This is a genomic window from Mycetocola sp. Y171, assembly GCF_056713165.1.
In genome coordinates, this window is sequence record NZ_JBWYGX010000001.1 from 255054 (window position 1) to 278664 (window position 23611).

25 protein-coding genes are annotated in these 23611 nt (G+C 65.6%); 5 read left to right on the forward strand and 20 right to left on the reverse strand.

Features of this window, described 5'->3' with window-relative positions:
* Window positions 1-21: 21 nt before the first annotated feature.
* The 4 genes from AC1M2K_RS01280 to AC1M2K_RS01295 are packed head-to-tail and all read right to left on the reverse strand — an operon-like array spanning window position 22 to window position 5354.
* Window positions 22-1992, reverse strand: a complete 1971-nt coding sequence (locus AC1M2K_RS01280) for an ABC transporter ATP-binding protein (protein ID WP_480239533.1) — start codon at window positions 1990-1992, stop codon at window positions 22-24.
* Window positions 1989-3722, reverse strand: coding sequence for an ABC transporter ATP-binding protein (locus tag AC1M2K_RS01285; protein ID WP_480239534.1), 1734 nt, complete (start codon window positions 3720-3722; stop codon window positions 1989-1991). The genes AC1M2K_RS01280 and AC1M2K_RS01285 overlap by 4 nt, the downstream gene beginning before the upstream one ends.
* Window positions 3712-4329 carry a TetR/AcrR family transcriptional regulator gene (locus tag AC1M2K_RS01290; protein ID WP_480239535.1) on the reverse strand — a complete coding sequence of 206 codons (618 nt, stop codon included), beginning with the start codon at window positions 4327-4329 and terminating at the stop codon, window positions 3712-3714. The genes AC1M2K_RS01285 and AC1M2K_RS01290 overlap by 11 nt, the downstream gene beginning before the upstream one ends.
* A gap of 47 nt (window positions 4330-4376) precedes the next feature.
* Complete coding sequence (locus AC1M2K_RS01295) at window positions 4377-5354, reverse strand: aldo/keto reductase (RefSeq protein ID WP_480239536.1); 978 nt, start codon at window positions 5352-5354, stop codon at window positions 4377-4379.
* A 110-nt stretch (window positions 5355-5464) separates the two neighbouring features.
* On the opposite strand from AC1M2K_RS01295, the gene AC1M2K_RS01300 reads away from it, so the two are divergent.
* Window positions 5465-5998, forward strand: coding sequence for a methylated-DNA--[protein]-cysteine S-methyltransferase (locus AC1M2K_RS01300; RefSeq protein ID WP_480239537.1), 534 nt, complete (start codon window positions 5465-5467; stop codon window positions 5996-5998).
* A 63-nt stretch (window positions 5999-6061) separates the two neighbouring features.
* Window positions 6062-6643 carry a DNA-3-methyladenine glycosylase I gene (locus AC1M2K_RS01305; protein WP_480239538.1) on the forward strand — a complete coding sequence of 194 codons (582 nt, stop codon included), beginning with the start codon at window positions 6062-6064 and terminating at the stop codon, window positions 6641-6643.
* Window positions 6644-6656: 13 nt separating this feature from the next.
* Here AC1M2K_RS01305 and AC1M2K_RS01310 read toward each other — a convergent pair whose 3' ends face one another.
* The 14 genes from AC1M2K_RS01310 to AC1M2K_RS01375 form a co-directional block, all read right to left on the reverse strand.
* The gene (locus AC1M2K_RS01310; protein WP_480237609.1) at window positions 6657-7397 is read right to left on the reverse strand and encodes a YaaA family protein; all 741 of its coding nucleotides are present in this window, start codon (window positions 7395-7397) and stop codon (window positions 6657-6659) included.
* A 28-nt stretch (window positions 7398-7425) separates the two neighbouring features.
* Window positions 7426-7689, reverse strand: coding sequence for a F0F1 ATP synthase subunit epsilon (locus tag AC1M2K_RS01315; RefSeq protein ID WP_480239539.1), 264 nt, complete (start codon window positions 7687-7689; stop codon window positions 7426-7428).
* Between the two features lie 2 nt (window positions 7690-7691).
* Window positions 7692-9158, reverse strand: a complete 1467-nt coding sequence (gene atpD / locus AC1M2K_RS01320; protein ID WP_480239540.1) for a F0F1 ATP synthase subunit beta — start codon at window positions 9156-9158, stop codon at window positions 7692-7694.
* Window positions 9159-9184: 26 nt separating this feature from the next.
* A complete protein-coding gene (locus AC1M2K_RS01325; RefSeq protein WP_480237612.1) occupies window positions 9185-10084 on the reverse strand; it encodes a F0F1 ATP synthase subunit gamma in 900 nt (299 codons plus the stop codon).
* Window positions 10085-10087: 3 nt separating this feature from the next.
* Complete coding sequence (atpA, locus tag AC1M2K_RS01330; protein ID WP_480237613.1) at window positions 10088-11725, reverse strand: F0F1 ATP synthase subunit alpha; 1638 nt, start codon at window positions 11723-11725, stop codon at window positions 10088-10090.
* A gap of 49 nt (window positions 11726-11774) precedes the next feature.
* Window positions 11775-12569: a F0F1 ATP synthase subunit delta gene (locus AC1M2K_RS01335; protein WP_480239541.1), complete on the reverse strand. Its 795-nt coding sequence runs from the start codon at window positions 12567-12569 to the stop codon at window positions 11775-11777.
* On the reverse strand, window positions 12569-13120 hold the full coding sequence (locus tag AC1M2K_RS01340) for a F0F1 ATP synthase subunit B (protein ID WP_480239542.1): 552 nt from the start codon (window positions 13118-13120) through the stop codon (window positions 12569-12571). Before AC1M2K_RS01340 ends, AC1M2K_RS01335 begins: the two co-directional genes overlap by 1 nt.
* Window positions 13121-13147: 27 nt before the next feature.
* Complete coding sequence (gene atpE, locus AC1M2K_RS01345) at window positions 13148-13381, reverse strand: ATP synthase F0 subunit C (protein ID WP_292904365.1); 234 nt, start codon at window positions 13379-13381, stop codon at window positions 13148-13150.
* 45 nt (window positions 13382-13426) lie between these two features.
* Entirely contained in the window at window positions 13427-14224 is a 798-nt protein-coding gene (gene atpB, locus AC1M2K_RS01350) for a F0F1 ATP synthase subunit A (protein ID WP_480239543.1), read from the reverse strand.
* A 165-nt stretch (window positions 14225-14389) separates the two neighbouring features.
* On the reverse strand, window positions 14390-14836 hold the full coding sequence (locus AC1M2K_RS01355) for a Cg1360 family ATP-synthase-associated protein (RefSeq protein ID WP_480239544.1): 447 nt from the start codon (window positions 14834-14836) through the stop codon (window positions 14390-14392).
* Window positions 14833-16116, reverse strand: a complete 1284-nt coding sequence (locus tag AC1M2K_RS01360; RefSeq protein WP_480239545.1) for an MraY family glycosyltransferase — start codon at window positions 16114-16116, stop codon at window positions 14833-14835. The genes AC1M2K_RS01355 and AC1M2K_RS01360 overlap by 4 nt, the downstream gene beginning before the upstream one ends.
* The gene (locus AC1M2K_RS01365; RefSeq protein WP_480239546.1) at window positions 16113-16799 is read right to left on the reverse strand and encodes an L-threonylcarbamoyladenylate synthase; all 687 of its coding nucleotides are present in this window, start codon (window positions 16797-16799) and stop codon (window positions 16113-16115) included. The genes AC1M2K_RS01360 and AC1M2K_RS01365 overlap by 4 nt, the downstream gene beginning before the upstream one ends.
* Window positions 16800-16883: 84 nt before the next feature.
* Window positions 16884-17666, reverse strand: coding sequence for an ABC transporter permease (locus AC1M2K_RS01370; RefSeq protein WP_480237620.1), 783 nt, complete (start codon window positions 17664-17666; stop codon window positions 16884-16886).
* A complete protein-coding gene (locus AC1M2K_RS01375) occupies window positions 17663-18559 on the reverse strand; it encodes an ATP-binding cassette domain-containing protein (protein WP_480239547.1) in 897 nt (298 codons plus the stop codon). The genes AC1M2K_RS01370 and AC1M2K_RS01375 overlap by 4 nt, the downstream gene beginning before the upstream one ends.
* Before the next feature lie 117 nt (window positions 18560-18676).
* Between AC1M2K_RS01375 and AC1M2K_RS01380 the strand changes: the two genes are divergently transcribed.
* Window positions 18677-19621: a TetR/AcrR family transcriptional regulator gene (locus AC1M2K_RS01380; protein ID WP_480239548.1), complete on the forward strand. Its 945-nt coding sequence runs from the start codon at window positions 18677-18679 to the stop codon at window positions 19619-19621.
* Between the two features lie 10 nt (window positions 19622-19631).
* Here AC1M2K_RS01380 and prmC read toward each other — a convergent pair whose 3' ends face one another.
* Window positions 19632-20504, reverse strand: coding sequence for a peptide chain release factor N(5)-glutamine methyltransferase (prmC, locus tag AC1M2K_RS01385; RefSeq protein ID WP_480239549.1), 873 nt, complete (start codon window positions 20502-20504; stop codon window positions 19632-19634).
* Between the two features lie 176 nt (window positions 20505-20680).
* On the opposite strand from prmC, the gene cysK reads away from it, so the two are divergent.
* Both cysK and epsC read left to right on the forward strand, forming a co-directional pair.
* Window positions 20681-21619: a cysteine synthase A gene (cysK, locus tag AC1M2K_RS01390; protein WP_480239550.1), complete on the forward strand. Its 939-nt coding sequence runs from the start codon at window positions 20681-20683 to the stop codon at window positions 21617-21619.
* Window positions 21620-21622: 3 nt separating this feature from the next.
* A complete protein-coding gene (epsC, locus tag AC1M2K_RS01395; RefSeq protein ID WP_480237625.1) occupies window positions 21623-22186 on the forward strand; it encodes a serine O-acetyltransferase EpsC in 564 nt (187 codons plus the stop codon).
* A gap of 284 nt (window positions 22187-22470) precedes the next feature.
* Here epsC and prfA read toward each other — a convergent pair whose 3' ends face one another.
* Window positions 22471-23550 carry a peptide chain release factor 1 gene (gene prfA / locus AC1M2K_RS01400; protein WP_480237626.1) on the reverse strand — a complete coding sequence of 360 codons (1080 nt, stop codon included), beginning with the start codon at window positions 23548-23550 and terminating at the stop codon, window positions 22471-22473.
* Window positions 23551-23611: the final 61 nt, after the last annotated feature.

The following is a 23611-nucleotide window of genomic DNA, read 5'->3' on the forward strand; positions in this document are numbered from 1 at the left end:
GTCGGCCGGGACTGTGGGGGACTACACCTCGTCGTTGACCGGTGCTGCGAACTGCGAGTTGTACAGGTTGTAGTACGCGCCGCCCTGGGCGAGCAGCCCGTCGTGGCTGCCCTGCTCGACGATCCGCCCCGATTCCATGACGAGGATCACGTCCGCGTCCCGGATGGTGGAGAGCCGGTGAGCGATGACGAAACTCGTCCGATCCTGTCGGAGGGTCGACATCGCCTTCTGGACGAGGACCTCGGTCCTGGTGTCCACCGAGCTCGTGGCCTCGTCCAGGATGAGCACGCTCGGCTGGGCGAGGAACGCGCGCGCGATGGTGAGCAGCTGCTTCTCACCCGCTGAGACGTTCGACGCTTCGTCGTCGAGCACGGTGTCGTACCCGTCTGGGAGGGAGTGCACGAACCGGTCGACATAGGTGGCGCGGGCAGCGGCGAGGATCTCGTCCTCCGTGGCATCCGGTCGCCCGTACGCGATGTTGTCGCGGATCGTGCCGCCGAACAGCCAGGTGTCCTGGAGCACCATGCCGATCCTGCTGCGGAGGTCGAGCCTCGTCATCTGGGCGATGTCGACGCCGTCGAGCGTGATCCGGCCGCCGTCGAGCTCGTAGAAGCGCATGATCAGGTTGACCAGGGTGGTCTTCCCCGCGCCGGTCGGACCGACGATCGCGATCGTGTGGCCCGGCTCTGCGACGAGGTCGAGGTCCTGGATGAGCGGCTTCTCGGGCGAGTAGCTGAACGACACGTTCTCGAACACGAGCCGTCCGACATCGTCTGTCGGCGTCACCGGCACTGCGGGGTCAGGCGACTGCTCGTCGGCGTCGAAGAGCTCGAAGACGCGTTCGGCGGATGCCACACCCGACTGGAGCAGGTTGGCCATCGATCCGAGCTGCGTAAGCGGTTGGGTGAACTGGCGCGAGTACTGGATGAACGCCTGCACGCTGCCGAGGCTCAGGGCCCCCGTGGCGACCTGCAGGCCACCGACGACGGCGATGGCCACATAGACGAGGTTCCCGACGAACATCATCGACGGCATGATGATGCCGGAGATGAACTGGGCGCCGAAACTCGCCTGGTACAGCTCGTCGTTCTTCTCCTGGAATCGCTTGCCGACCTCGCGCGACCGACCGAACACCTTCACGATGGCGTGTCCGGAGTACATCTCCTCGATCTGCGCGTTCAGCTCGCCGGTGTGTGCCCACTGGGCGACGAACTTCTTCTGCGACCGTTTCGCGATCACCGCGGTGATGAGCACGGTGAGCGGGATGGTGACGAGGGCGATTCCGGCAAGGAGGGGTGAGATGGAGAACATCATCCCGAGCACGCCGACCACCGTCAGCAGCGACACGAGGACCTGGCTGAGGGTCTGCTGGAGCGTCTGCGAGATGTTGTCGATGTCGTTGGTGACCCGGCTGAGCAGCTCACCGCGCGGCATCTTGTCGAAGTACGACAGCGGAAGCGTGTTCACCTTCGTCTCGACGTCCTCGCGGAGCCGGTACATGGTCCGCTGGACCACGCCGTTGAGCACGAGCGCCTGGATCCAGCCGAACAGGAACGCCAGGGCGTAGATGGCGAGTACGAGCAACAGCACCCGCGAGAGCGCCTCGAAGTCGATCCCTGACCCGGGGTCGAGGTTCATGCCGGCGAGCATGTCCGCCTGTTGGGTCTGACCATCGGCACGGAGACCGTCGACGATCTGATCCTGGGTCGCGCCCGCGGGCAGGTTCGCCGAAATCGCGCCCTCGAAGATGATGTTCGTGGCGTCGCCGAGGATGCGCGGGCCGATCACCGAGAACGTGACACTGATCACCGCGAGGATCGTCACGGCCACGAGAGGGAGCCACTCGGGCTGCAGGCGCTTCATCAGCCGCTTGGCGCTCGGCCCGAAGTTCATCGACTTCTCGGCCGGCATCCCTGCGCCACCGAACGGTCCGCCGCCGCGCGGTGGGCGAGCGGGGACGCGGGTTTCGGTCTCGGTCTCTGTGTCGCTCATGATGCTTCCTCTGTGGTGAGCTGTGATTCCACGATCTCGCGGTACGTGGTCGAGCGCTCGAGCAACTCGTCGTGGGTGCCGAGCCCGACGATCGCGCCGTCTTCGAGCACGAGGATCTGGTCTGCACCGAGAATCGACGACACCCGCTGGGCGACGATCACGAGAGTGGCGTCGCCGACGTCCCGTGCGAGCGCCGCGCGGAGCCTGGCATCCGTCGCGAGGTCGAGGGCGGAGAACGAGTCATCGAAGACGTAGATCTCGGGGCGCTTGACGAGTGCCCGCGCGATCGCGAGCCGCTGGCGCTGACCGCCGGAGACGTTCGAGCCGCCCTGTGAGATCGGCGCGTCGAGGCCGTCCTGGAGCGCCTCGACGAAGTCTTTGGCCTGTGCGACCTCGAGTGCGTGCCAGAGTTCGTCGTCGCTGGCGCCGGGCTTCCCGTACCTGAGGTTCGATGCGACGGTGCCCGAGAACAGGTAGGGCTTCTGCGGCACGATGCCGATCTTCGACCAGAGCAGATCCTGATCCGTCTCCGCGACCGAGACGCCGTCGACGAGCACCCGGCCGGCGGTCGCGTCGAACAGCCGGGGCAGCAGGTTGACCAGTGTGGTCTTCCCCGCTCCGGTCGAACCGATGATCGCCGTCGTCGTCCCGGGCTGGATGGCGAAGGACAGGTTCCTCAGCACAGGCTGGTCCGCCCCCGGGTAGGAGAACGACACCCCGTCGAAGACGATGCTCCCTGCAGTGTCCAGAGTGACGACAGGCGAGGAGGGCTGGCGCACCGAGGAGTCGGTATCGAGCACCTCTCCGATCCGGTCGGCGCTGACGGCCGCGCGCGGGATCATGACAGCCATGAAGGTCGCCATCATCACGGCCATGAGAATCTGCATGAGGTACTGCAGGAACGCCATCACCGTGCCGACCTGCATGGAGCCTTCCTCGACGCGGAACGCTCCGAACCAGAGCACGGCGATGCTCGAGACGTTGAGCACGAGCATGACGATCGGGAACATGATCGCCATCAGACGGCCGGTACGGAGTCCGACATCGGTCAACTCGTCGTTGGCCTTCTCGAACCGGGTGGTCTCGACGTCCTCACGGACGAACGCACGGACGACGCGGATGCCGGTGAGCTGCTCACGCATGACCTGGTTGATCCGGTCGATCCGGCGCTGCATCGACTGGAACAGCGGGATCATGCGCACGATGATGAGCCCGACGGCGATGAGGAGCACGGGGATGGCGACGGCCATCAGCCACGACAGCTGGAGGTCGAGTCCGAGCGCGAGCACGACACCGCCGATGGCGAGTATCGGCGCCGAGACCATGAGCGTCGCGGTCATCAGCACGAGCATCTGCACCTGCTGGACGTCGTTGGTGCTCCTCGTGATGAGCGAAGGGGCGCCGAACGACGACACTTCACGTTCCGAGAACTCGGAGACGCGGTCGAAGACCGCCTGGCGGAGGTCTCGCCCGAGTGCCATCGCTGCTTTCGCCCCGAAGTACACGGCCACGATCGCGCAGAGCACCTGGAGGAGCGTGATCCCGAGCATCATCATGCCGACCCGCATGATGTATTCGGTGTCACCGGTGGCCACTCCGTTGTCGATGATGTCGGCGTTGAGCGTCGGGAGATACAGCGACGCGATCGACTGCGCCAGCTGGAAGACGATGACGCCGACGAGAAGCGGCCAGTGCGGCTTCAGGTAGCGTCCGGTGAGTTTAGCGAGCATGGGTGTCCCTGGTGGTGCCGGTGTCGGGTGAACCGACGATGCCGTGCAGAATGAGCTCGGTCAGTTCGTCGTCGGTGAAGGCGCTGCCTGCGGTGAGCAGCGGGAATGAGCTGGCGAAGGCGAGGAGTCGCGCGAGCTGGGCGACCTGCGCGGCGCTCCAGCCGAGCTTCTCCTGGTCTGCGCCGAGGGCGGCCGCGACCCGCTCGGCGATGTCGTCGCGCATCGAGACCGGTGCGGGGCGGTCCTCCTCGCGGAGCGTCGACATCACGGCGAACACCCCGGTGAAACGATGGCGGAGCGCACCGAGGATGAGGCGGACCTTCGCGTCGAGCGGGAGGCCGGAGTCGATGGCATCCAGTTCCCTGAGCAGCGGCGCCGGGTCGAGGTAGCGGGTGACAGCCGCCTTGAGAAGGCTCTCCTTGTCGCCGAACGCACGGAAGATGGTGCCCTCGGCAACGCCGGCTGCCTCGGCGATCTGGCGAGAGGTGACGCTGCTGCCGTTCTCGAGCAGCAGCGGAAGCACGGCGTCGATGATCATCGATCGCCTGTCGTCGGGCGACAGCGGCGCCGCCCGGCCTGGGAGCAGGGATGAAGGGGTTGTGGTCACCCCGCAATCGTAACGGAGTGAGCGCTCACTCATTACTTCCCGGAGCGTTACTCCTCTTCGCGGGGAGCGAACAGAGCGGTGATCGTCTCGAGTTCGTCTGCCGACGGATGCCACGCCGTCGCGGCATCCGCATTCTGCAGGATCTGCTCTGGCCTCGTCGCTCCGGCGATCACGCTCGTCAGGGCCGGCTGGGCGAGCAGCCAGGCGAACGTGGCCTGAAGCATGGTGATGCCGCGCTCGTCGCAGAAGGCCTGGAACGACTCGATCGCGTCCCATGGCGCGCTCTCGAGCAGATGGCTGCGCTGACGCATGATCCGCGAGTCAGCCGGGCCGCCGTCGCGGCTGAACTTTCCGGTGAACAGGCCGTTGTACAGCGGGAAGTATGGCAGGAATCCGAGGCCGAAGTGCCGTACCGCAGGGAGTACCTCGCGTTCGGCGTCCCGCACGAGGAGGCTGAACTCGTTCTGCGAGGAGATGAACTTCGGGTGCCCGTGGAGTTCGGCGGTGAGGTCGGCCTCAGCCACCTGCCATCCGGCGAGGTTGGAGTGGCCGATGTAGCGCACCTTGCCCTCTGTGATCAGGTCGTGCAGCGCCGAAAGGGTCTCCTCGATCGGCGTCATCGGGTCCGGCGTGTGCAGCTGGTACAGGTCGATCCAGTCGGTCTGGAGGCGCCGAAGCGATGCTTCGACGGCCAGTCGGACGTACCGCCTCGACCCTTTGGCTCCCCAGCCCTCGATCCCGACCTCGGCACCCGCGTGGCCGAACTTGGTCGCCAGTACGACAGAGTCCCTGCGCCTCTTGAGTGCCTTGCCCATGAGGGTCTCGCTGAGGCCGGGCTCCTTGCCGTACATGTCGGCGGTGTCGAACAGTGTCACGCCGGCGTCGATGGCTGCGGAGATGACGGCGTTCGTCCCCTCCTGGCTCTCGCTGGCGGTACCGAGCCGCCCGAAGTTGTTGCAGCCGAGTCCGATCGTCGAGACGCGGAGGCCGCTGGTGCCGAGTGTGCGGTATTCGATGTCTGCCATCTCCCAAGGCTAGCGCCGCGGCTCCTCCACAGCGCGACCGGCATGAACCGGATGCCCACAGCTCTGGCGTCATCCGGTGCGCGTGCCGCTTCCGGTCGTACCGTCGCTGCATGACGACACACGCCAAGACCCGAGAACCCCAACCCACCCTCTTCGACCGGCCCGTCGGCCTCATCCGCGTTCCCAGTCCGCTCGGGAGGATCGAGCTCACGAGTGACGGGACCGCCGTGACCGGCCTGCGGATCGAACGCGACGGCAGGCTGCCGCGAGACGGCTACCGCGAGTCCTCCGTCGACGTGCTCGTCCGCGCCGCCGAGCAGCTGGCTGAGTACTTCGACGGCGGCAGGAGACGCTTCGACGTTCCGCTGTCCGTCGAGGGAACGGAATTCCAGCAGAGCATCTGGACTGCTCTCAGCACCGTCCCGTTCGGCGAGGCGACGACCTACGGCCGACTCGGCCACGATGCCGGGCTCGGCATCGCCGGTCGCGCGGTCGGCGGAGCAATACGCGCCAACCCCGCTCCCCTGCTCATCCCCTGCCACCGCGTTCTCTCCAGCGGCGGCCGCGTCGTCGGCTACAGCCAGGGCAGTGGGGTGGCGGCCAAGCACTGGCTGCTCGAACACGAAGGCATCCCCTACCGGTGACCGGACTCGGCTAGCCTGACGTCGTCGGGGTCGTCCGGCCCCCTGACATCGAAGGATGCACCTGTGACCACCTCCCCCTCCGTGATCGCCGGTGCCGATTCCCGGGCCCGTTGCGCCTGGGTCGGCTCCGACCCCGAGTACGTCCGGTATCACGACGAGGAATGGGGTACACCGCTCGTCGGCGACCAGGCCGTGTTCGAGAAGATCAGCCTCGAGGGCTTCCAGGCCGGTCTCTCGTGGATCACTATCCTCAGGCGGCGCCCGGCCTTCCGCGCAGCCTTCGCCGACTTCGACATCGACACCGTCGCAGCCATGACGCCTGACGACGTCGAACGGCTCGTCCAGGATGCCACGATCATCAGGCACAGGGGAAAGATCGAGGCGGTCATCGGCAACGCGAAGGTCACCAGGGAGCTCGGGGAGAGCCTCTCCGACCTGGTCTGGAGCTTCCAGCCTGAGGCGGGGCGGCCACGACCCGAGCAGCTGAGTGACATCCCGGCGATCACCCCTGAGTCGTCTGCGCTGAGCGCAACGTTGCGGAAACGCGGCTACCGGTTCGTCGGACCGACGACCATGTACGCGCTCATGCAGTCGGCCGGTCTCGTCGACGACCACGTCTCCGGGTGCTGGCGAGCCACCGCCTGAAAGCGCGGCGTGATCAGACGATCAGTGCGAGCTCGCTGCCGTCTGAGTGACGTTCCAGCCGGAAACCGGTCGTCGGAGCCCAGTCGAGAAGTTCGTCGGCGGTCGTGAAGACGATTCCGGCCTCGAGGATGGCCCTCGTGAACTCACCCTTCGCCTTCTTGTTGAAGTGGTTGAGGGCCCGACGCGCTCCACCGGCGCCTTCGGTGAGGACGCGGAGGAAATGTGATCCATCAGGGGCGGGGCCGAGCGCGACGTACGCTTCGGAGCGCAGGTCGAGCACGAGCCCTGGCTCCTCGGCGAGTGATGCCGCGACGGCCGTGCGCCAGTGGCGTTTGAGTGGGCGCCCAGGCACGCGGGAGTCGTGCGACAGCCGGTACGCCGGAATCGGATCGAGGGCGCCGACCGGGCCGAACAGCGCCGCGTGGATCACCAGGTGCCTCCCGGCGAACGCCCGCGCCGGTTCGGACAGGGATGCCGCGTCGAGCGCGTCGAAGAGGACGCCGGTGTACCTGTCGAGTGCAGGCAGGGTGGGAGACTCCCACAGGATCCGGTTCGACTCGGCTTCTCCGCGCTGCTTCGGTCCCAGCTTCAGGGCCGCGACGGCGGCATCCGTGTCGAGCGAAAGAGCGGCAACGTCGTCGGCAAGCGAACGCCGTGCCTCGGTGAGCCCGGGGAACCGCAACCGGTCGAGGGACAGCGAACGCCCCGTGCCGCCTGCTCGCTTCGTCTCAGACGGAGGGAGCAGAATCAGCACGGGGCGTTGCGGTTGCCTTGCGGCGGAATTACTTGACGAGGCTGGCGTTGCCGGCCACGACTGTCACGGTGTTGTTCTCGACCGACAGGAATCCGTCGGCCGCTGTCGCGACGATCTTCTGACCGTTCTCAGCGGTCACACGGACCTCACCCTCGGCGAGGATGGCAAGCATCGGCTCGTGGCCGGGGAGAATGCCGATCTCTCCCTCGACCGTGCGGGCGACGACCATCGAAGCGGTGCCTGACCAGACTTCCTGGTCCGCCCCGACAACACTGACCTGCAGCGATGCCATGACTAGCCGTTCTCCTTCTGAATCTGAGCCCAACGCTCTTCGACGTCGTTGATGCCACCGACGTTGAAGAACGCCTGCTCGGCAACGTGGTCGAACTCGCCACTGGCGATCGCCGAGAAGGACTCGATGGTCTCCTTGAGCGGAACGGTCGAACCCTCGACACCGGTGAACTTCTTCGCCATGTAGGTGTTCTGCGAGAGGAACTGCTGGATGCGACGTGCACGGGCGACCGTGATCTTGTCTTCTTCGCTCAGCTCGTCGACACCGAGGATCGCGATGATCTCCTGGAGTTCCTTGTTCTTCTGAAGGATCGCCTTGACCCGGACGGCGGTGTTGTAGTGGTCATCACCGATGTAACGCGGGTCGAGGATGCGGCTGGTTGACGTGAGCGGGTCGATGGCCGGGTAGAGGCCCTTCGACGCGATCTCACGCGACAGTTCGGTGGTCGCATCGAGGTGGGCGAACGTCGTCGCCGGAGCGGGGTCGGTGTAGTCGTCAGCAGGAACGTAGATGGCCTGCAGCGACGTGATCGAGTGGCCACGGGTCGAGGTGATGCGCTCCTGGAGGATACCCATCTCGTCGGCGAGGTTCGGCTGGTAACCCACGGCGGATGGCATACGACCGAGAAGGGTGGAGACCTCGGAACCTGCCTGTGTGAAGCGGAAGATGTTGTCGATGAACAACAGCACGTCCTGCTTCTGCACGTCGCGGAAGTACTCCGCCATCGTGAGTGCCGAGAGGGCGACGCGGAGTCGCGTTCCTGGCGGCTCGTCCATCTGGCCGAAGACGAGGGCGGTCTTGTCGAAGACGCCCGCTTCTTCCATTTCGTGGATGAGGTCGTTGCCCTCACGGGTACGCTCACCGACACCGGCGAACACCGAGACACCACCGTGGTCGGAAGCGACGCGCTGGATCATTTCCTGGATGAGAACGGTCTTGCCGACACCTGCACCACCGAAGAGTCCGATCTTTCCACCCAGAACGTACGGGGTGAGGAGGTCGATCGACTTGATGCCGGTCTCGAAGAGCTCGGTCTTCGACTCGAGCTGGTCGAATGCCGGAGGCTTGCGGTGGATCGGCCAACGCTCGGTGATCTCGATCTTCTCGCCGGGCTCGGCGTTGAGGACCTCTCCGATGACGTTGAAGACCTTGCCCTTGGTGACGTCACCGACGGGCACGGTGATGGGCGAGCCGGAGTCGGTCACTTCCTGGCCGCGGACGAGTCCGTCGGTCGGGTTCAACGCGATGGCGCGGATGAGGTCGTCACCGAGGTGCTGTGCGACCTCGAGTGTGATGACCTGGGTCTCGCCGGCCATGTTGACGGTCGTCTTCAGGGCGTTGTAGATACCGGGGATCGCGTCGTGCGGGAACTCGATGTCAACAACCGGACCGGTGACGCGGGCGACACGGCCGGTTGCGCCGGCCTTCACCTCACTCGTCGCGTCCTGAGCGGTGGCAATGTCTGTCATGCTCTTCTTCTCTCTTCGTAATCGCGTTACTTGGCGGACGACAGTGCGTCTGCGCCGCCGACAATCTCGGAAATCTGCTGGGTAATCTCGGCCTGACGCGCGTTGTTGCGGAGCCGCGTGTAGTCGGTGATGAGCTTGTCCGCGTTCTCGCTGGCCGAGCTCATCGCCTTCTGCGTGGCCGCGTGCTTCGCAGCAGCGGACTGGAGCAGGGCGTTGAAGATACGGCTCTCGATGTAGACGGGCAGCAGCGCGTCAAGCACGCTCTCGGCATCCGGTTCGAACTCGTACAGCGGCAGAACCGTCTTGTCGTCCGGTTCTTCGACACCTTCGACGACCTCGAGGGGAAGCAGTCGCACGACCTCGGGGACCTGGCTCATCATGCTGACGAGGCGGTTGTACACGATGTGGATCTCGTCGACGCCGCCTTCGGATGCATCCACGATGAACTTCTCGAGAAGCGCCGCGCTGATCTCCTGAGCCATGGTGAAGGTCGGGTTCTCGCTCTCGCCGACCCACTGGCCTTCGCTCGCGCGCTTGCGGAAGGTGAAGTACCCGACGGCCTTGCGACCGATGAGGTAGAACACGACGTCCTTGCCCTGGCTGCGGAGCAGCTCGGCGAGTTCGTTGGCTTCACGCAGGACCTGCGAGTTGAACGCGCCGGCGAGGCCGCGGTCGGACGCGAAGATCACGACGGCTGCCCGCTCGATCGTCTCCGGCTCGGTGGTCAGCACGTGGTCGACGTTTGAATACGTCGCCACGGCTGACACCGCGCGGGTGATCGCCCGGGAGTATGGACCTGAAGCCGCTACCCGCGCTTGCGCTTTCGCGATGCGCGAGGCGGCGATGAGTTCCATCGCCTTGGTGATCTTCTTGGTCGTCTGCGCAGACTTGATCTTCTGCGTATAGACCCGAAGTTGTGCGCCCATTACTTATCGACGTCCCTTGACGATCTTTTCCTGGTTGACATCCTCTGCCGGAAGCTCGGTGAACTGCTCTGAGCCCGGTCCGTTGAGGGGCTTGCCCTCGCCGGTCTGGAACTCCAGCTTGAACTTGTCGACAGCAGCATCGAGCTCGGAGACGGTGTCGTCGTCGAGCACGTTGGTGTCGCGCAGCTTCGTCAGCACCTGGGTGTTGCGGGCGAGGTAGTCGTGCAGTTCGCTCTCGAACCGCAGGATGTCCTCGACCGGAACCTCATCGAGCTTGCCCTTGGTACCGGCCCAGATCGAGACGACCTGGTTCTCCACGGGGAACGGCGAGTACTGCGGCTGGCGCAGCAGCTCCGTCAACCGGGCGCCGCGAGCGAGCTGGCGGCGGCTGGCCGGGTCGAGGTCGGACGCGAACATTGCGAACGCCTCGAGCGAGCGGTACTGGGCGAGCTCCAGCTTCAGGGTTCCTGAAACCTTCTTGATGCTCTTCACCTGAGCGTCACCACCGACTCGCGAGACCGAGATACCCACGTCGACTGCCGGACGCTGGTTGGCGTTGAACAAGTCGGACTGCAGGAAGATCTGGCCGTCGGTGATCGAGATCACGTTGGTCGGGATGTAGGCCGAGACGTCGTTCGCCTTCGTCTCGATGAGCGGAAGACCGGTCATCGATCCGGCACCGAGCTCGTCGGACAGCTTGGCGCAACGCTCGAGCAGGCGGGAGTGCAGGTAGAACACGTCACCCGGGTATGCCTCGCGTCCCGGCGGACGACGGAGGAGGAGCGAAACGGCGCGGTAGGCCTCAGCCTGCTTGGACAGGTCGTCGAAGACGATGAGGACGTGCTTGCCGCCGTACATCCAGTGCTGGCCGATGGCCGAGCCCGTGTACGGTGCGAGGTACTTGAAGCCGGCAGGGTCGGACGCAGGAGCGGCGACGATGGTGGTGTACTCCATGGCGCCGGCCTCTTCGAGCGCGCCCTTCACAGCCGCGATCGTCGAGCCCTTCTGACCGATGGCGACGTAGATGCAGCGGACCTGCTTGTTGACGTCGCCGGAGTCCCAGTTGGCCTTCTGGTTGATGATGGTGTCGATCGCGATCGCGGACTTGCCGGTCTGGCGGTCACCGATGATGAGCTGGCGCTGGCCGCGGCCGATCGGGATCATGGCGTCGATGGCCTTGATTCCGGTCTGCATGGGCTCGTGCACGCTCTTACGCTGCATCACGCCAGGAGCCTGGAGCTCCAGGGCGCGGCGGCCTTCGGCCTTGATCTCACCGAGGCCGTCAATCGGCGCGCCGAGCGGGTCGACCACGCGGCCGAGGAATGCGTCACCGACCGGGGTCGAGAGCACCTCACCGGTGCGAGTGACTTCCATGCCCTCGACGATTCCGCCGAACTCACCAAGGACGACGACACCGATCTCGTCTTCCTCGAGGTTCTGGGCGAGGCCCAGGGTGCCATCGGCGAAGCGGATGAGCTCGTTGGCCATCACGCCTGGCAGTCCCTCAACGTGGGCGATGCCGTCACCGGCGTCGGTGACGTAACCGACCTCGGTGGTGGTCGCCTTACCCGGCTCGTAAGCCGTGACGAAGTCCTTGAGAGCATCCCGGATCTCGTCGGGGCTGATCGTAAGTTCTGCCATCTTCTTCCCTATCTGTGTGGGGACGTGTGTCCCCTACGTTGTACTGGCGTTAGCCAGCAAGCTGAAGTCTGAGTTCGCCGAGGCGCGAGGAGATGCTGCCGTCGATGACGTCGTCGCCGACCTGCACGCGCAGGCCTCCGATGACGGCGGGGTCGACAACCTGGTTGAGCCGGAGTGCCCGCCCGTACTGCGCGGCGAGGCCTTTCTCGAGGCGCTCGAGCTGGACCGGTCCGAGGGGTGTTGCGCTGGTGACCGTCGCGACGATGAAGCCGTTCTGGTCTGCGACGACGGATGCCGCGTGGCGAAGCAGTTCACCGATGCGACGGCCGCGAGGCTGCAACACCAGGTGCTTGACGATCTCGACGCTTTCGGGTGAACCCTTGCCGCTGAGCAGGCTGTCCACCAGCGCAGCCTTGGCGTCCTGGGCTCCGAGCTTGGAGCCGAGCGCGAGCTCGAGTTCCGCGTCGGAGGAGACGACCTGGCCGAACGAGAAGAGCTGAGCCTCGAGGCGGGCATCCGGACCTGCGGAGAGAGCCGCTGCCCTCAGACCGAGTTCTTCGATGCCACCGAGAAGGTCCTCGGCGCTCGACCAGCGCGCGCCGGCGAGGTCCCGAAGCAGTCCGACGGCCTGTGCACCGAGCCGTGAGCCGAAGACGCGGTCGATGACCGCACCCTTGGCCGAGCTCTCAGCTGACGGGTCGGCCAGCAGCGAGCGCAGCTGGCCGGAGTCGCCGACGACCCGACCGGCAGCGAAGAGTTCGCTGGCCGTGGTCAGGTCGGTCGCGCCGAGGTCGGACAGAGCCTTCTTCGACGAAGCCAGTGCTTCCCGAGTTGCGCTTCCCATTAGTTGTTTGCCTTCTCCGAAGCTTCGAGGTCGGCGAGGAACCGGTCGACGATGGCCGTGGCCTTGGCGTCGTCCGCGAGAGTCTCACCGATGACGTTGCCTGCGAGGTCGATGGCGAGCGTGCCCACTTCACCGCGAAGCGAAACGAGCGCTGCCTGACGTTCGGCCTCGATCTGCGCCTGGGCGCTCACGGTGACGCGCTGGGCTTCGATCGTGGCCTGGCTCCGCGCTTCAGCGACAATCTGCTTGCCGTCCTCGCGGGCGGACTCACGGATCTTGCCGGCCTCCTGGCGGGCTTCGGCCAGCTGAGCGGTGTACTGCTCGAGCGCGGCCTCGGCCTGGCGCTGAGCTTCGTCCGCCTTGGCGATGTTGCCCTCAATGGCCGCAGAACGCTCGTCGAGCATGACCTGCATCTTCGGAAGAACAATCTTCCAGAAGAGCGCCAAGAGGATGACGAAACACACCGCCGACCAGAAGATGTCGTAGAGCTCGGGGATCAGAGGGTTCTTGGTAGCGCCCTCTTCAGCCGCCGCAACGAGTGCGTGAAGCATCTTGCCTCCTTACGAGGGTGAAAGAGGTTACTGGAAGATGAAGTAGGTGGCGATACCGATGAAGGCGAGTGCCTCGGTGAAGGCGATACCGATCCACATCAGGACCTGCAGTCGGCCGGCCAGCTCAGGCTGGCGGGCGACACCCTCGATGGTCTTTCCGACGACGATGCCGACGCCGATGGCGGGGCCGATCGCTGCGAGACCGTAACCGACCGTCGCGATGTTTCCGTTGATCTCGGCGAGAACGGTTGTTGCGTCCACGTGATGTTTCCTTCCGTGATGTAAGAGCAGGCGGATGCCGGCTCTTTAGTGCTCTTCAGCTACCGCGAGCTGGATGTAAACCGCGGTGAGCAGGGTGAAGACATAAGCCTGGAGCAGTGCGACCAGGATTTCGAACAGGGTGAAAGCGAAGCCGAAGGCGAACGTGACCGCGCCAAGGGCGATGAACCATCCGCCCAGGGTGAAGACGAAGAACTGGGTCGCCGCGAAGAACAGGACGAGGAGCAGGTGGCCGACGACCATGTTCATCAGAAGTCGGAGGGTCAGCGTGACCGGCCGGATGATGAACGTCGAGATGAACTCGATCGGGGTCACGATGATGTAGACGGGCCATGGCACACCCGCCGGGAAGAGGGAGTTCTTGAAGAACTTGCCCGGGCTCTTCTTGATACCGGCGTAGATGAACGTGACATACGAGATCAGCGCGAGAACGAGCGGCACACCGATGACGGACGTTCCTGCGATGTTGAGCCCAGGGATGATGCCGGTGATGTTCATGGTGAACACCATGAAGAACATCGTCGTGAGGATCGGCAGGAATCGCTTTCCGTCGACCTTGCCGAGGAGGTCCTCGGCAATGTTGACGCGAACGAAGTCGAGAGCCATTTCGATGAGGCTCTGGAACTTGGTCGGGACGATCTTCATGTTCCGCGTGCCAAGCCAGAAGACGACGACCAGCGCGATGACTGCGAGGAAGCGGATCAGGACGATCCGGTCGATGTCGAATCCGGTGCCCTCGAGCAGCACAGCATCCGGGAAGAATTCCGTGATCGACGGCCCGTGGAAGGTCCCGTCGTCGGTTGAGGTCTGAACCAGTAAGTTCACAGCGTTAGCTAACAGCGCGCTCTCCTGTTTCGGGCGTGAAGCGAAGCTCTCGCGACGACGAACGGTGGGATGTGCCCGACGCACATACTTTCTGCGACATGTTCGGGCGGGGAATCTCCGATAACACTATCAAATGATGGCCGACCGGACGAATCCAGACCCAAGTTAATTGGAGGGCTTGCCTTCCCCGGGAAGGGTCACGTCGCTGGCATACGGCATGCGTGACTTCGACACGATGATGACGTCGACTACGAGGGACACGATGACCCCAGCGATGACGCTGAGGAACAGCACTGTGGTGTTGATCCAGGGCTGTTCCCTGAGTACAACGGCCAGCACGAGGAAGAGCACGAACTTGACCAGCCAGCCGCCCATGACGACGCCGAAGAAGATCGGGACGAACAGGTCGGTGCCGAACCAGCGGTTGGCGAACAGGATGCTCGCGGCGGTGATCCCGAGGAACACGACGGCCATTGCGGTGCCGATCAGTGCGCTGACCAGCCCTCGGTTGCCGTCGACCAGGTAGCCGAGCGTGCCCCCGATCACAGCCAGGGCGAGCGACAGGAGGCCGCCCCACTTGAGGCTGGCTCGGAAGATGGCTGCAGACTTCATCTGGGGTCCTTGTTCGTTACGGGGAGCGGGTCGGGTACTGGTGCGTCAGGGTCCCGTTCGTCCGAGGCTTCGTCGAGCGGGTCGTACACCGCGAGCGAATCGGCGGTCCCTGAGCCCTCTGGCGCGGTCTGGGCGGTGACCTCGGCTGCCTTCCGGCGGCCGAGCGGGGCGAGAGTGACGATCGTGCACGCCACGACGCCGACGAGGAGGAACCCGAGCGCGATCCAATAGGGCTGGAACACGAAGAACATCAGGCAGGACAGCGCGATGACGGTCGTCCACGCGTAGAAGATGAGCACGGCGTGCAGGTGGGAGTGTCCCATGTCGAGCAGGCGGTGGTGCAGGTGCATCCGGTCGGCACTGAACGGGGATTTCCCGGCACGCAGCCGGCGGAAGACGGCCAGTGCGAAGTCGAGCAACGGAACGATGAGAATGGCGAATGGCAGGATGATCGGGATGAACGCACCGAGCAGCTCGCTGCGGCCGACTCCCCCGCCGCCGGTCGGGTCCGCATTGAGCGCAGACGGATCGATCTGGCCGGTGATCGCGACGGCAGACGTGGCCATCAGAAGCCCGACCAGGAGCGCCCCGGCGTCGCCCATGAACATCTTGGCCGGGTGCCAGTTGAGCGGCAGGAAACCGGCGCACGCGCCCACAAGCACCGCGGAGATGAGCAGGGAGAGGTTGAAGTAGGTCGACTGGCCGAGGTCGCGCACGAGCAGGTAGCCGTAGACGAGGAAGACGCCGTTGGCGATCAGTCCGACACCGGCGACGAGGCCGTCGAGTCCGTCGATGAAGTTCACCGCGTTCATGACGAGGACGATGGCGAAAACCGCCAGAGCCGCCGACATCCACGATGACCCGACCGTGAGCCCACCGATCGGCAGCGAGTAGATCTGCACGCCGAGCCAGGCGATGAGACCAGCGGCCATGAACTGCCCGGCGAGCTTGATCATCCAGTCCAGGTCCCAGATGTCGTCGGCGATGCCGATGACCACGATGAGGAGCGCTGCGCCGAGGATGGCGAGGATCGATCCGGGCGGGTTGAACGTCTGCTCGAAGAACGGGGTGACCCTCGAGATCAGATAGGCGAGTCCGAACGCGGCGACGACCCCGCCGAACATCGCCACACCGCCGAGGCGGGGGGTCGGTCGGGTGTGGACATCCCGTTCGCGGATCTTCGGGTAGAGCTTGTACCGGAGCGCCAGCTTGTAGACGACGATGGACAGCAGGAAGGTGATCAGTGCCGTGGCCGCCGCGATGAGGGCATAGAGGATCATGCCGTCGACGCACCGTCCTCAGCCGGCGGGTCTTCGAGCAGGTCGCCGAGGATCTCGTGGAGCTGCTCGCGGCTGATGGCGCCTTCGCGGAGGATGGTCACCTTGCCCTCCGGAGCGACGAGAGCGGTGGCATCCACGATCGTCGACGCGGTGGACTGGCTCTGACCGCCGTCGAGGTAGGTGTCGACCGAATCGCCGAGCATGTCGAGGGCTTCTGTTGCCGTGGTCGCCGCGGGCTTGCCGGTGAGGTTGGCACTGGACACCGCGAGCGGCCCGGTCTCCTCGAGCAGCTCGAGTGCGATGCGATTGTCTGGCATCCGGACGGCGACAGTGCCGTCGGTGTCGCCGAGGTCCCAGGCCAGCGAGGGCTGGGCGGGCAGCACGATGGTGAGGCCGCCCGGCCAGAACGCGTCGACGAGTTTCCGCACGGCGTCGGGGACCTCGGCGGCGAGGGCCTCGAGCGTTGCGACGCCGGGCACGAGGACGGGCGGAGGTGACTGGCGCGTGCGACCCTTCGCGTCGAGCAGCCTCTGGACGGCCTGCGGCGAGAATGCGTCCGCAGCGACGCCGTAGACGGTGTCCGTGGGGATGACGACGAGTTCGCCCCTGCGGACGGCGGCGCGCGCAAGACGCATACCGGTGAGAAGGTCGGAATCCTGGGAGCAGTCGAAGAGGCGAGACATCCCGCCGATTCTATCCCGGGGCCGGTGGGAGGATGCCGCAAACGGGCGGTCGGAGACCGTATCGATACCGACCGCCGCCCGTCGTCATCGTGCACCCTTGCGCCGGAACAGCCAGGTCCCCCATCCGATCGCGATCCCCAGGATGAGGAGGCACCAGCCGACAGCCAGGAGGGCGCTGTCTCCCATCGGAGTCCCCATCAGCAGGCTGCGGATCGTCTCGATGATCGGAGTGATGGGCTGATGCTCGGCCAGCGGGCCGAGCCAGGCCGGAAGGGTGTCGACCTCGACGAACGCGCTCGACAGGTACGGCAGGAACAGCAGGATGAAGCCGTACCCGTTCGCCGCCTCCGGACTGGACGCAGCGAGTCCGATGGCCGCGAAGAGCCAGGTGATCGCGAGGATGTACAACGACACGATCGCGATCGCCCCCACCCACTCCAGGAACCCGCCCGTCGGCCGGAATCCGACGGCGAGTGCGACGCCGACGACGACGGCAGTCGCGACCAGGTTGCGGATGAGGCTCGCGACGACGTGGCCGGTGAGCACGGCTGTGGCAGGGATCGGGAGGGTGCGGAAACGGTCGATGATGCCGGTCGTCATGTCCGTCGCGACGTCGACGGCGGTCGATGAGGCGCCGAAACCGGCGCAGAGGAGGATGATGCCGGGGACGACGTAGTTGACGTAGTCGCCCGAGGGATCGATCGACCCTCCGAAGACGAACGTGAACATGAACATGAGCAGCACGGGGAGCAGGATCGCCATGAGCAGCGCGTCGACGTTGCGGATCGACCGCCTGAGGCTCCGGTCGATGAACGTGATCTCACTGACGCCCCAGGAGACCCGGCGTGACGCCGTGACCGCGGTCATGACCGCACCTGGGCTGCCTGCGCGACGGCATCCCGATCGGTGAGCTGGAGGAAGACGTCGTCGAGGCTCGGCGATCGGAGTCCGATCGTGCACCCTGGGCCGGCGTCGGCATCGAGTCGGTCGATGGCGGCGCGGAGTCCGTCCGCTGAACCATCGGTGGGCACTGACCGGAGCACGACGTCGTCGGGGGAACGCAGTTCGACGACCTCTCCCCCGACCCGCGCCTTGAGTTCGGCCGGCGACCCGTCGGCGACGATCCGACCGGTCGCGAGGAGGGCGATGTGGTCGGCCAGTTCGTCGGCTTCCTCGAGGTACTGGGTGGTGAGGAAGACGGTTGTTCCTGCGGTCCGCAGGTCCCGGATCAGCGACCACAGTTCACGACGGCTCCTGGTGTCGAGGCCGGTCGTGGGTTCGTCGAGGAACAGCACAGCGGGCATCCCGATCAGGCTGAGGGCCAGGTCGAGCCGCCTGCGCATTCCTCCGGAGTAGGTCTTCACCGGTTTGCGCCCTGCGGCCTGGAGACCGAAGGTGTCGAGGAGTTCTGCGGATCTGTGCGCGGACTCCCTGCGGGAGAGACCCCACAGTCTGGACATCATTCGCAGGTTCTCGTCGCCCGTCAGGACCTCGTCGACGGCGACGGACTGGCCGGTCAGGCTGATCGCCCGCTTGACCGATGTCTTCGCGCCGACGACATCGTGACCGGCGACGGTGGCGGATCCCGAGTCCGGGGCCACGAGGGTGGTCAGGATGTTGATCATCGTCGTCTTACCGGCACCGTTCGGGCCGAGGAGGGCGAAGATGGTGCCTTCCGGGACGGCGAGGTCGATGGCGTCGAGGACGTGAAGTGAGCCGAAGGACTTGCTCACCCCCTGCATCTTGATGGCGGTCTTCATGGGAAAAATCCTTCCGTCTCGCCGGTCTGCGGCGTAAACTGTTTATGACACATACGTTACTGTTTAACATATACACAGTCCTAGGATGGTCGTCAAGCCCGATCAGAATGGAAGCCGATGGACATCGAGGACGACGGACCCGAACTGCCGCGCGGCATCGCCCTGGCCTGGGGTGTCGCCACCAATCCCCAGCGCGGGCCCAAGCGTGAGTTGAGCATCGAGGGGATCGTCGACGCGGCCATCGAGATCGCCGACGCCGGGGGCCTCGCATCCGTGTCGATGTCGAGCGTCGCTGCGAAGCTGGGTTTCACGACGATGTCTCTCTACCGATACGTCAGCGCCAAGGACGATCTGATCCTGCTGATGCAGGAGCACGGGACCGGGGTTCCCTCTGCCGCCGATGATGCACCTGAGGGCTGGAGGGAGGCCATGTCTGCCTGGCATGCGCACGCGATAGCGACCTACGCCGCCCACCCGTGGCTCCTCGACATCCCGATCACCGGCATCCCGATGACGCCCAACAACCTCTCGTGGATGGACGCCGCCCTCGAGTCGCTCGCGGACACGCCGCTGTCGGAGCACCAAAGACTTGCGGCCGCTCTCGCCGTCACCGGTCACTCCCGCTGGCAGGCGAGCATCGAGCGCGGCTACGTGGAGGCGAGCGTCAAGGCGGGCATCGCGTCGGAGGAGTTCGACCGCCTCGAGGAACGCATTCTCGCCTCACTGGCCACCCCCGACCGATTCCCGGCCGTGCATCGGGCACTCGCAGCAGGGGCGATGGGGCCTGAGAGCGGTGAGGACCCGTTCCGGTTCGGGCTGCAGGCGATCCTCGACGGGATCGAGGCCGTGATGGCCGAGCCAGGAGCAGACGCCGTTCCTCGCAGCGAGGACTCCATGGCCGACGATCACTTCCCGAAAGACAGGGCCGTCCGCGAAGCGGCGCGGCTGAGGCACGATGCCGAGGTGAAACTTCGCGAAGCGCGCAGGCGTGAGCGCGAAGCCATCGCGAAAGCCAGGGAACGCGCAGCGAAGGCCGCAGAGAAGGCCGCACAGCGCGGGTAGCGGGCTGTGGCTAGCTCCGAACGGCTGTCGTCGTGCGGTCGCGCTGAGTCAGGTCCCTGAAGGTCGCGGGGGCGCGCCAGCCGTCGGCCGTGAGGATGTCACGGATCGCCTGACCCTGCAGCTCTCCGTGTTCGATGACGAGGGTGCCACCCGGGCGGAGGAGCCTCGCGGCCGTTCCGGACAGCTGACGGACGACGTCGAGTCCGTCCTCTCCCCCGTAGAGCGCGGCGGCCGGGTCGTAGAAGCGCACCTCCGGGTCGCGAGGAATCGCGGCATCCGGCACGTACGGCGGGTTCGAGATGACGACGGATGCCTTCCCGTCCAGCTCAGGGAAAGCCCCGGCCAGGTCCTCGAACACGAGTGTCGCGTTCGCTGCTGCCGTCTCGGTGAAGTTCTGCCGGGCCCACAAGAACGCCTCGACCGAGTTCTCGGCCGCGTAGATGAGGGCATTCGGGACCTCTGTGGCCATCGCGAGGGCGATGGCGCCCGAACCGGTGCCGAGGTCGATGCCGATCGGCTCCGGGTCCGGCATCGATCTGAGTGCGTCGATCGCGAACTGAACGACCTGCTCGGTCTCCGGCCTGGGTACGAAAACGCCGGGCCCGACGGCAAGATCGAGGGAGCGGAAAGCGGCACGGCCGAGGATGTGCTGGAGCGGCTCTCGCTGGGCGCGCCGGTCGGTGAGGAGTGCGATCGTGGCCGCGTCCTGTTCGGAAACCGGGCGTCCTGTGAGTCCTGCCGCCTGCACCTCACCCCTGCCGAGGCCGAGGACGTGGCCGACGAGAAGTTCGGCGTCGACGTCCGGGCTCGGGACGCCGGCCCTCGCCAGTACCTCGCCGGTGTGGCTCACGAGGGCGCCGACTGTCGCGGTCATCGCGGTCATGGAGTGGCCTGCCTGTCTGGGGAAAGCGGGAGGGAGACACCGCCGGGAATCGAGCCTACCCGCAGCTGAATCCCGCGACATCCGGAATGTGCGAGGAGACATCCCGGTTGGAGCGGGAATAAGCTGTTATCCCGACGACTGCGCCAGACGCAGACCATAACCCAAGGAGCATATACGTGGCTGGAAAGATCTACGCCAATATCACCGAGGCGTTCGGCAACACCCCACTGGTCCAGCTGAACCGGGTGACCGATGGTGCAGGAGCCACGGTGCTCGCGAAACTGGAGTACTACAACCCCGGTTCGAGCGTGAAGGACCGCCTCGGCGTCGCCATCGTCGACGCGGCCGAGGCCGCAGGCGCACTGAAGCCGGGCGGGACGATCGTCGAAGGAACGAGTGGCAACACGGGCATCGCCCTCGCCCTCGTCGGAGCCGCGCGCGGCTACAAGGTCATCCTCACGATGCCGGCATCCATGAGCTCTGAGCGACGCGTTCTTCTGCGTGCATTCGGTGCCGAACTGGTGCTCACCGAGCCCGCGCTCGGTATGAAGGGCGCTGTCGCCCGGGCAGAGGAGATCGTCGAAGCCACTCCGGGCGCCATCCTCGCGAAGCAGTTCGCGAACGAGGCGAACGCCGAGATCCACCGCAAGACCACCGCTGAGGAGATCTGGCGCGACACCGACGGTGACATCGACATCTTCGTCGCCGGCGTCGGCACTGGCGGAACGATCACGGGTGTCGGGCAGGTTCTCAAGCAGCGCAAGCCAGAAGTGACCGTCGTCGCCGTCGAACCGATCGACTCCCCCATCCTCAACGGCGGTGCTCCCGGCCCGCACAAGATCCAGGGCATCGGGGCGAACTTCATCCCTGAGATCCTCGACACCACCGTGTACGACGAGGTCATCGACGTCACCTTCGAGAACTCGATCAAGGTGGCCAAGCGACTGGCGGCCGAGGAGGGCATCCTCGCCGGGATCTCGTCCGGCGCGATCATCTGGGCTGCCACTGAGCTGGCGAAGCGCCCAGAGAACGCGGGCAAGCGAATCGTCGCGATCGTCTGCGACACCGGAGAGCGGTACATCTCGACGCCCCTCTGGTCAGATCTCGCCGACTAAGTCATGTCGGCTCTCTCCCGAATCCGGGAAGACATCACCGCCGCGCGCGTGCACGATCCTGCCGCGCGCGGTTCGGTGGAGATCTTCATCACCTACTCCGGCCTGCACGCCATCTGGGCGTACCGGCTGACCCATCGCCTCTGGACGACAGGCGCCCGGATGCCCGCGCGTCTGCTGTCGCAGTTCACCCGTTTCCTGACCGGCGTCGAGATCCACCCGGGTGCCGTCATCGGCCGGCGGTTCTTCATCGACCACGGCATGGGGGTCGTCATCGGCGAGACGGCGGAGATCGGCGACGACGTGATGCTCTACCACAGCGTCACGCTCGGCGGAAAGTCGCGGGGCAGGGAGAAGCGGCATCCGACGCTGGGGAACGGCGTGCAGGTGGGAGCTGGGGCGAAGATCATCGGCCCGATCACCGTCGGCGCAGGAAGCATCGTCGGGGCGAACGCCGTTGTCACCAAGGATGCGCCGCCGCTGTCGCTGCTGGTCGGGATTCCCGCCATCGCGCGGCCGCGTGAGCCTGGCAAGACCTACGGGCTCACCGACCCGGAGTACCACATCTGACCTGTTGGCGATGCGGGGTGGGCGTCGGGTTCGGCGCGGACAGGGTCATCCGTCGCGAATGCCGTGAAACCGGCGTCAAAACCGGCACATACGACGGATGAAACGGATGCCGCGGCCTAAGCCGCCACCCGGCATCCGTTTCGGCGTTCATGTGTCACAAACGGCGGATAAGCCCGCGCCGTAGCCGCCGTTTGCGACCAACGTAGCGGTGCGGTCATGCGACGGACGAACCAGAAAACCGGCCATCCCGAGGGGTGACCGGCTTTCGTACGTCAGAGTGCGACCTAGCCCTGGTCGCCGATGTCGGCGAGACGCGCCTCTTCGTCGGCACGGATGGCCGATTCGATCAGCGGATCGAGCGCTCCGTTGATCACGGCGTCGAGGTTGTACGCCTTGTAGCCGGTGCGGTGATCGGCGATCCGGTTCTCGGGGAAGTTGTACGTGCGGATGCGCTCCGACCGGTCCATCGTGCGGATCTGCGTCTTGCGCTTGGCGCTGTCGAGCTCTGCCTGCTCCTCCTGCTTGCGGGCGAGGATGCGGGCGCGAAGCACACGCATGCCGGCTTCACGGTTCTGCAGCTGGCTCTTCTCGTTCTGCATCGCCACGACGATCCCCGTGGGGAGGTGGGTGATGCGCACGGCGGAGTCCGTCGTGTTCACCGACTGGCCGCCGGGGCCACTGGAGCGGTAGACGTCGATCTTCAGGTCGTTCTGGCTGATCTCGACCTCTTCAGGGGCGTCGACCTCGGGGAAGACGAGAACTCCGGTGGTCGAGGTGTGGATGCGCCCCTGTGACTCGGTCGCCGGGACGCGCTGCACGCGGTGCACGCCACCCTCGTACTTGAGGTGCGCCCAGACGCCCTGTGAGGGATCCGTCGCGTTGGACTTGATGGCGACCTGGACGTCCTTGTAGCCGCCGAGATCGCTCTCGGTGCGCTCGAGGAGTTCCGTCTTCCAGCCCTTGGACTCTGCGTAGTGCAGGTACATCCGGAGCAGGTCGGCCGCGAACAGTGCGCTCTCGGCTCCGCCCTCGCCACCCTTGATCTCCATGATGACGTCGCGCCCGTCGTCAGGGTCGCGCGGAATCAGCAGACGACGCAGCTTCTCCTGTGCTGTGGCCAGTCCTTCTTCGAGGCCGGGGACTTCGGCGGCGAACGCGTCGTCTTCCTTCGCCAGCTCACGGGCAGCAGCGAGGTCGTCCTGCACCTCGAGCCACGCGTTGTGCGCCGCGATGATCTTGGAGAGTTCGGCGTAGCGCCTGTTGATCTTCTTCGACCTCGCGGGGTCCGCGTGGACCGCTGGGTCGGCGAGCTGTTCCTGGAGGTCCTTGTGCTCATCGATCAGCACCTGTACCGATTCAAACATTGTCTATCCGTCCTTTGCGATTTTCATCCTGCCACCTGACCAATGAGAAAACCCGCCTGCT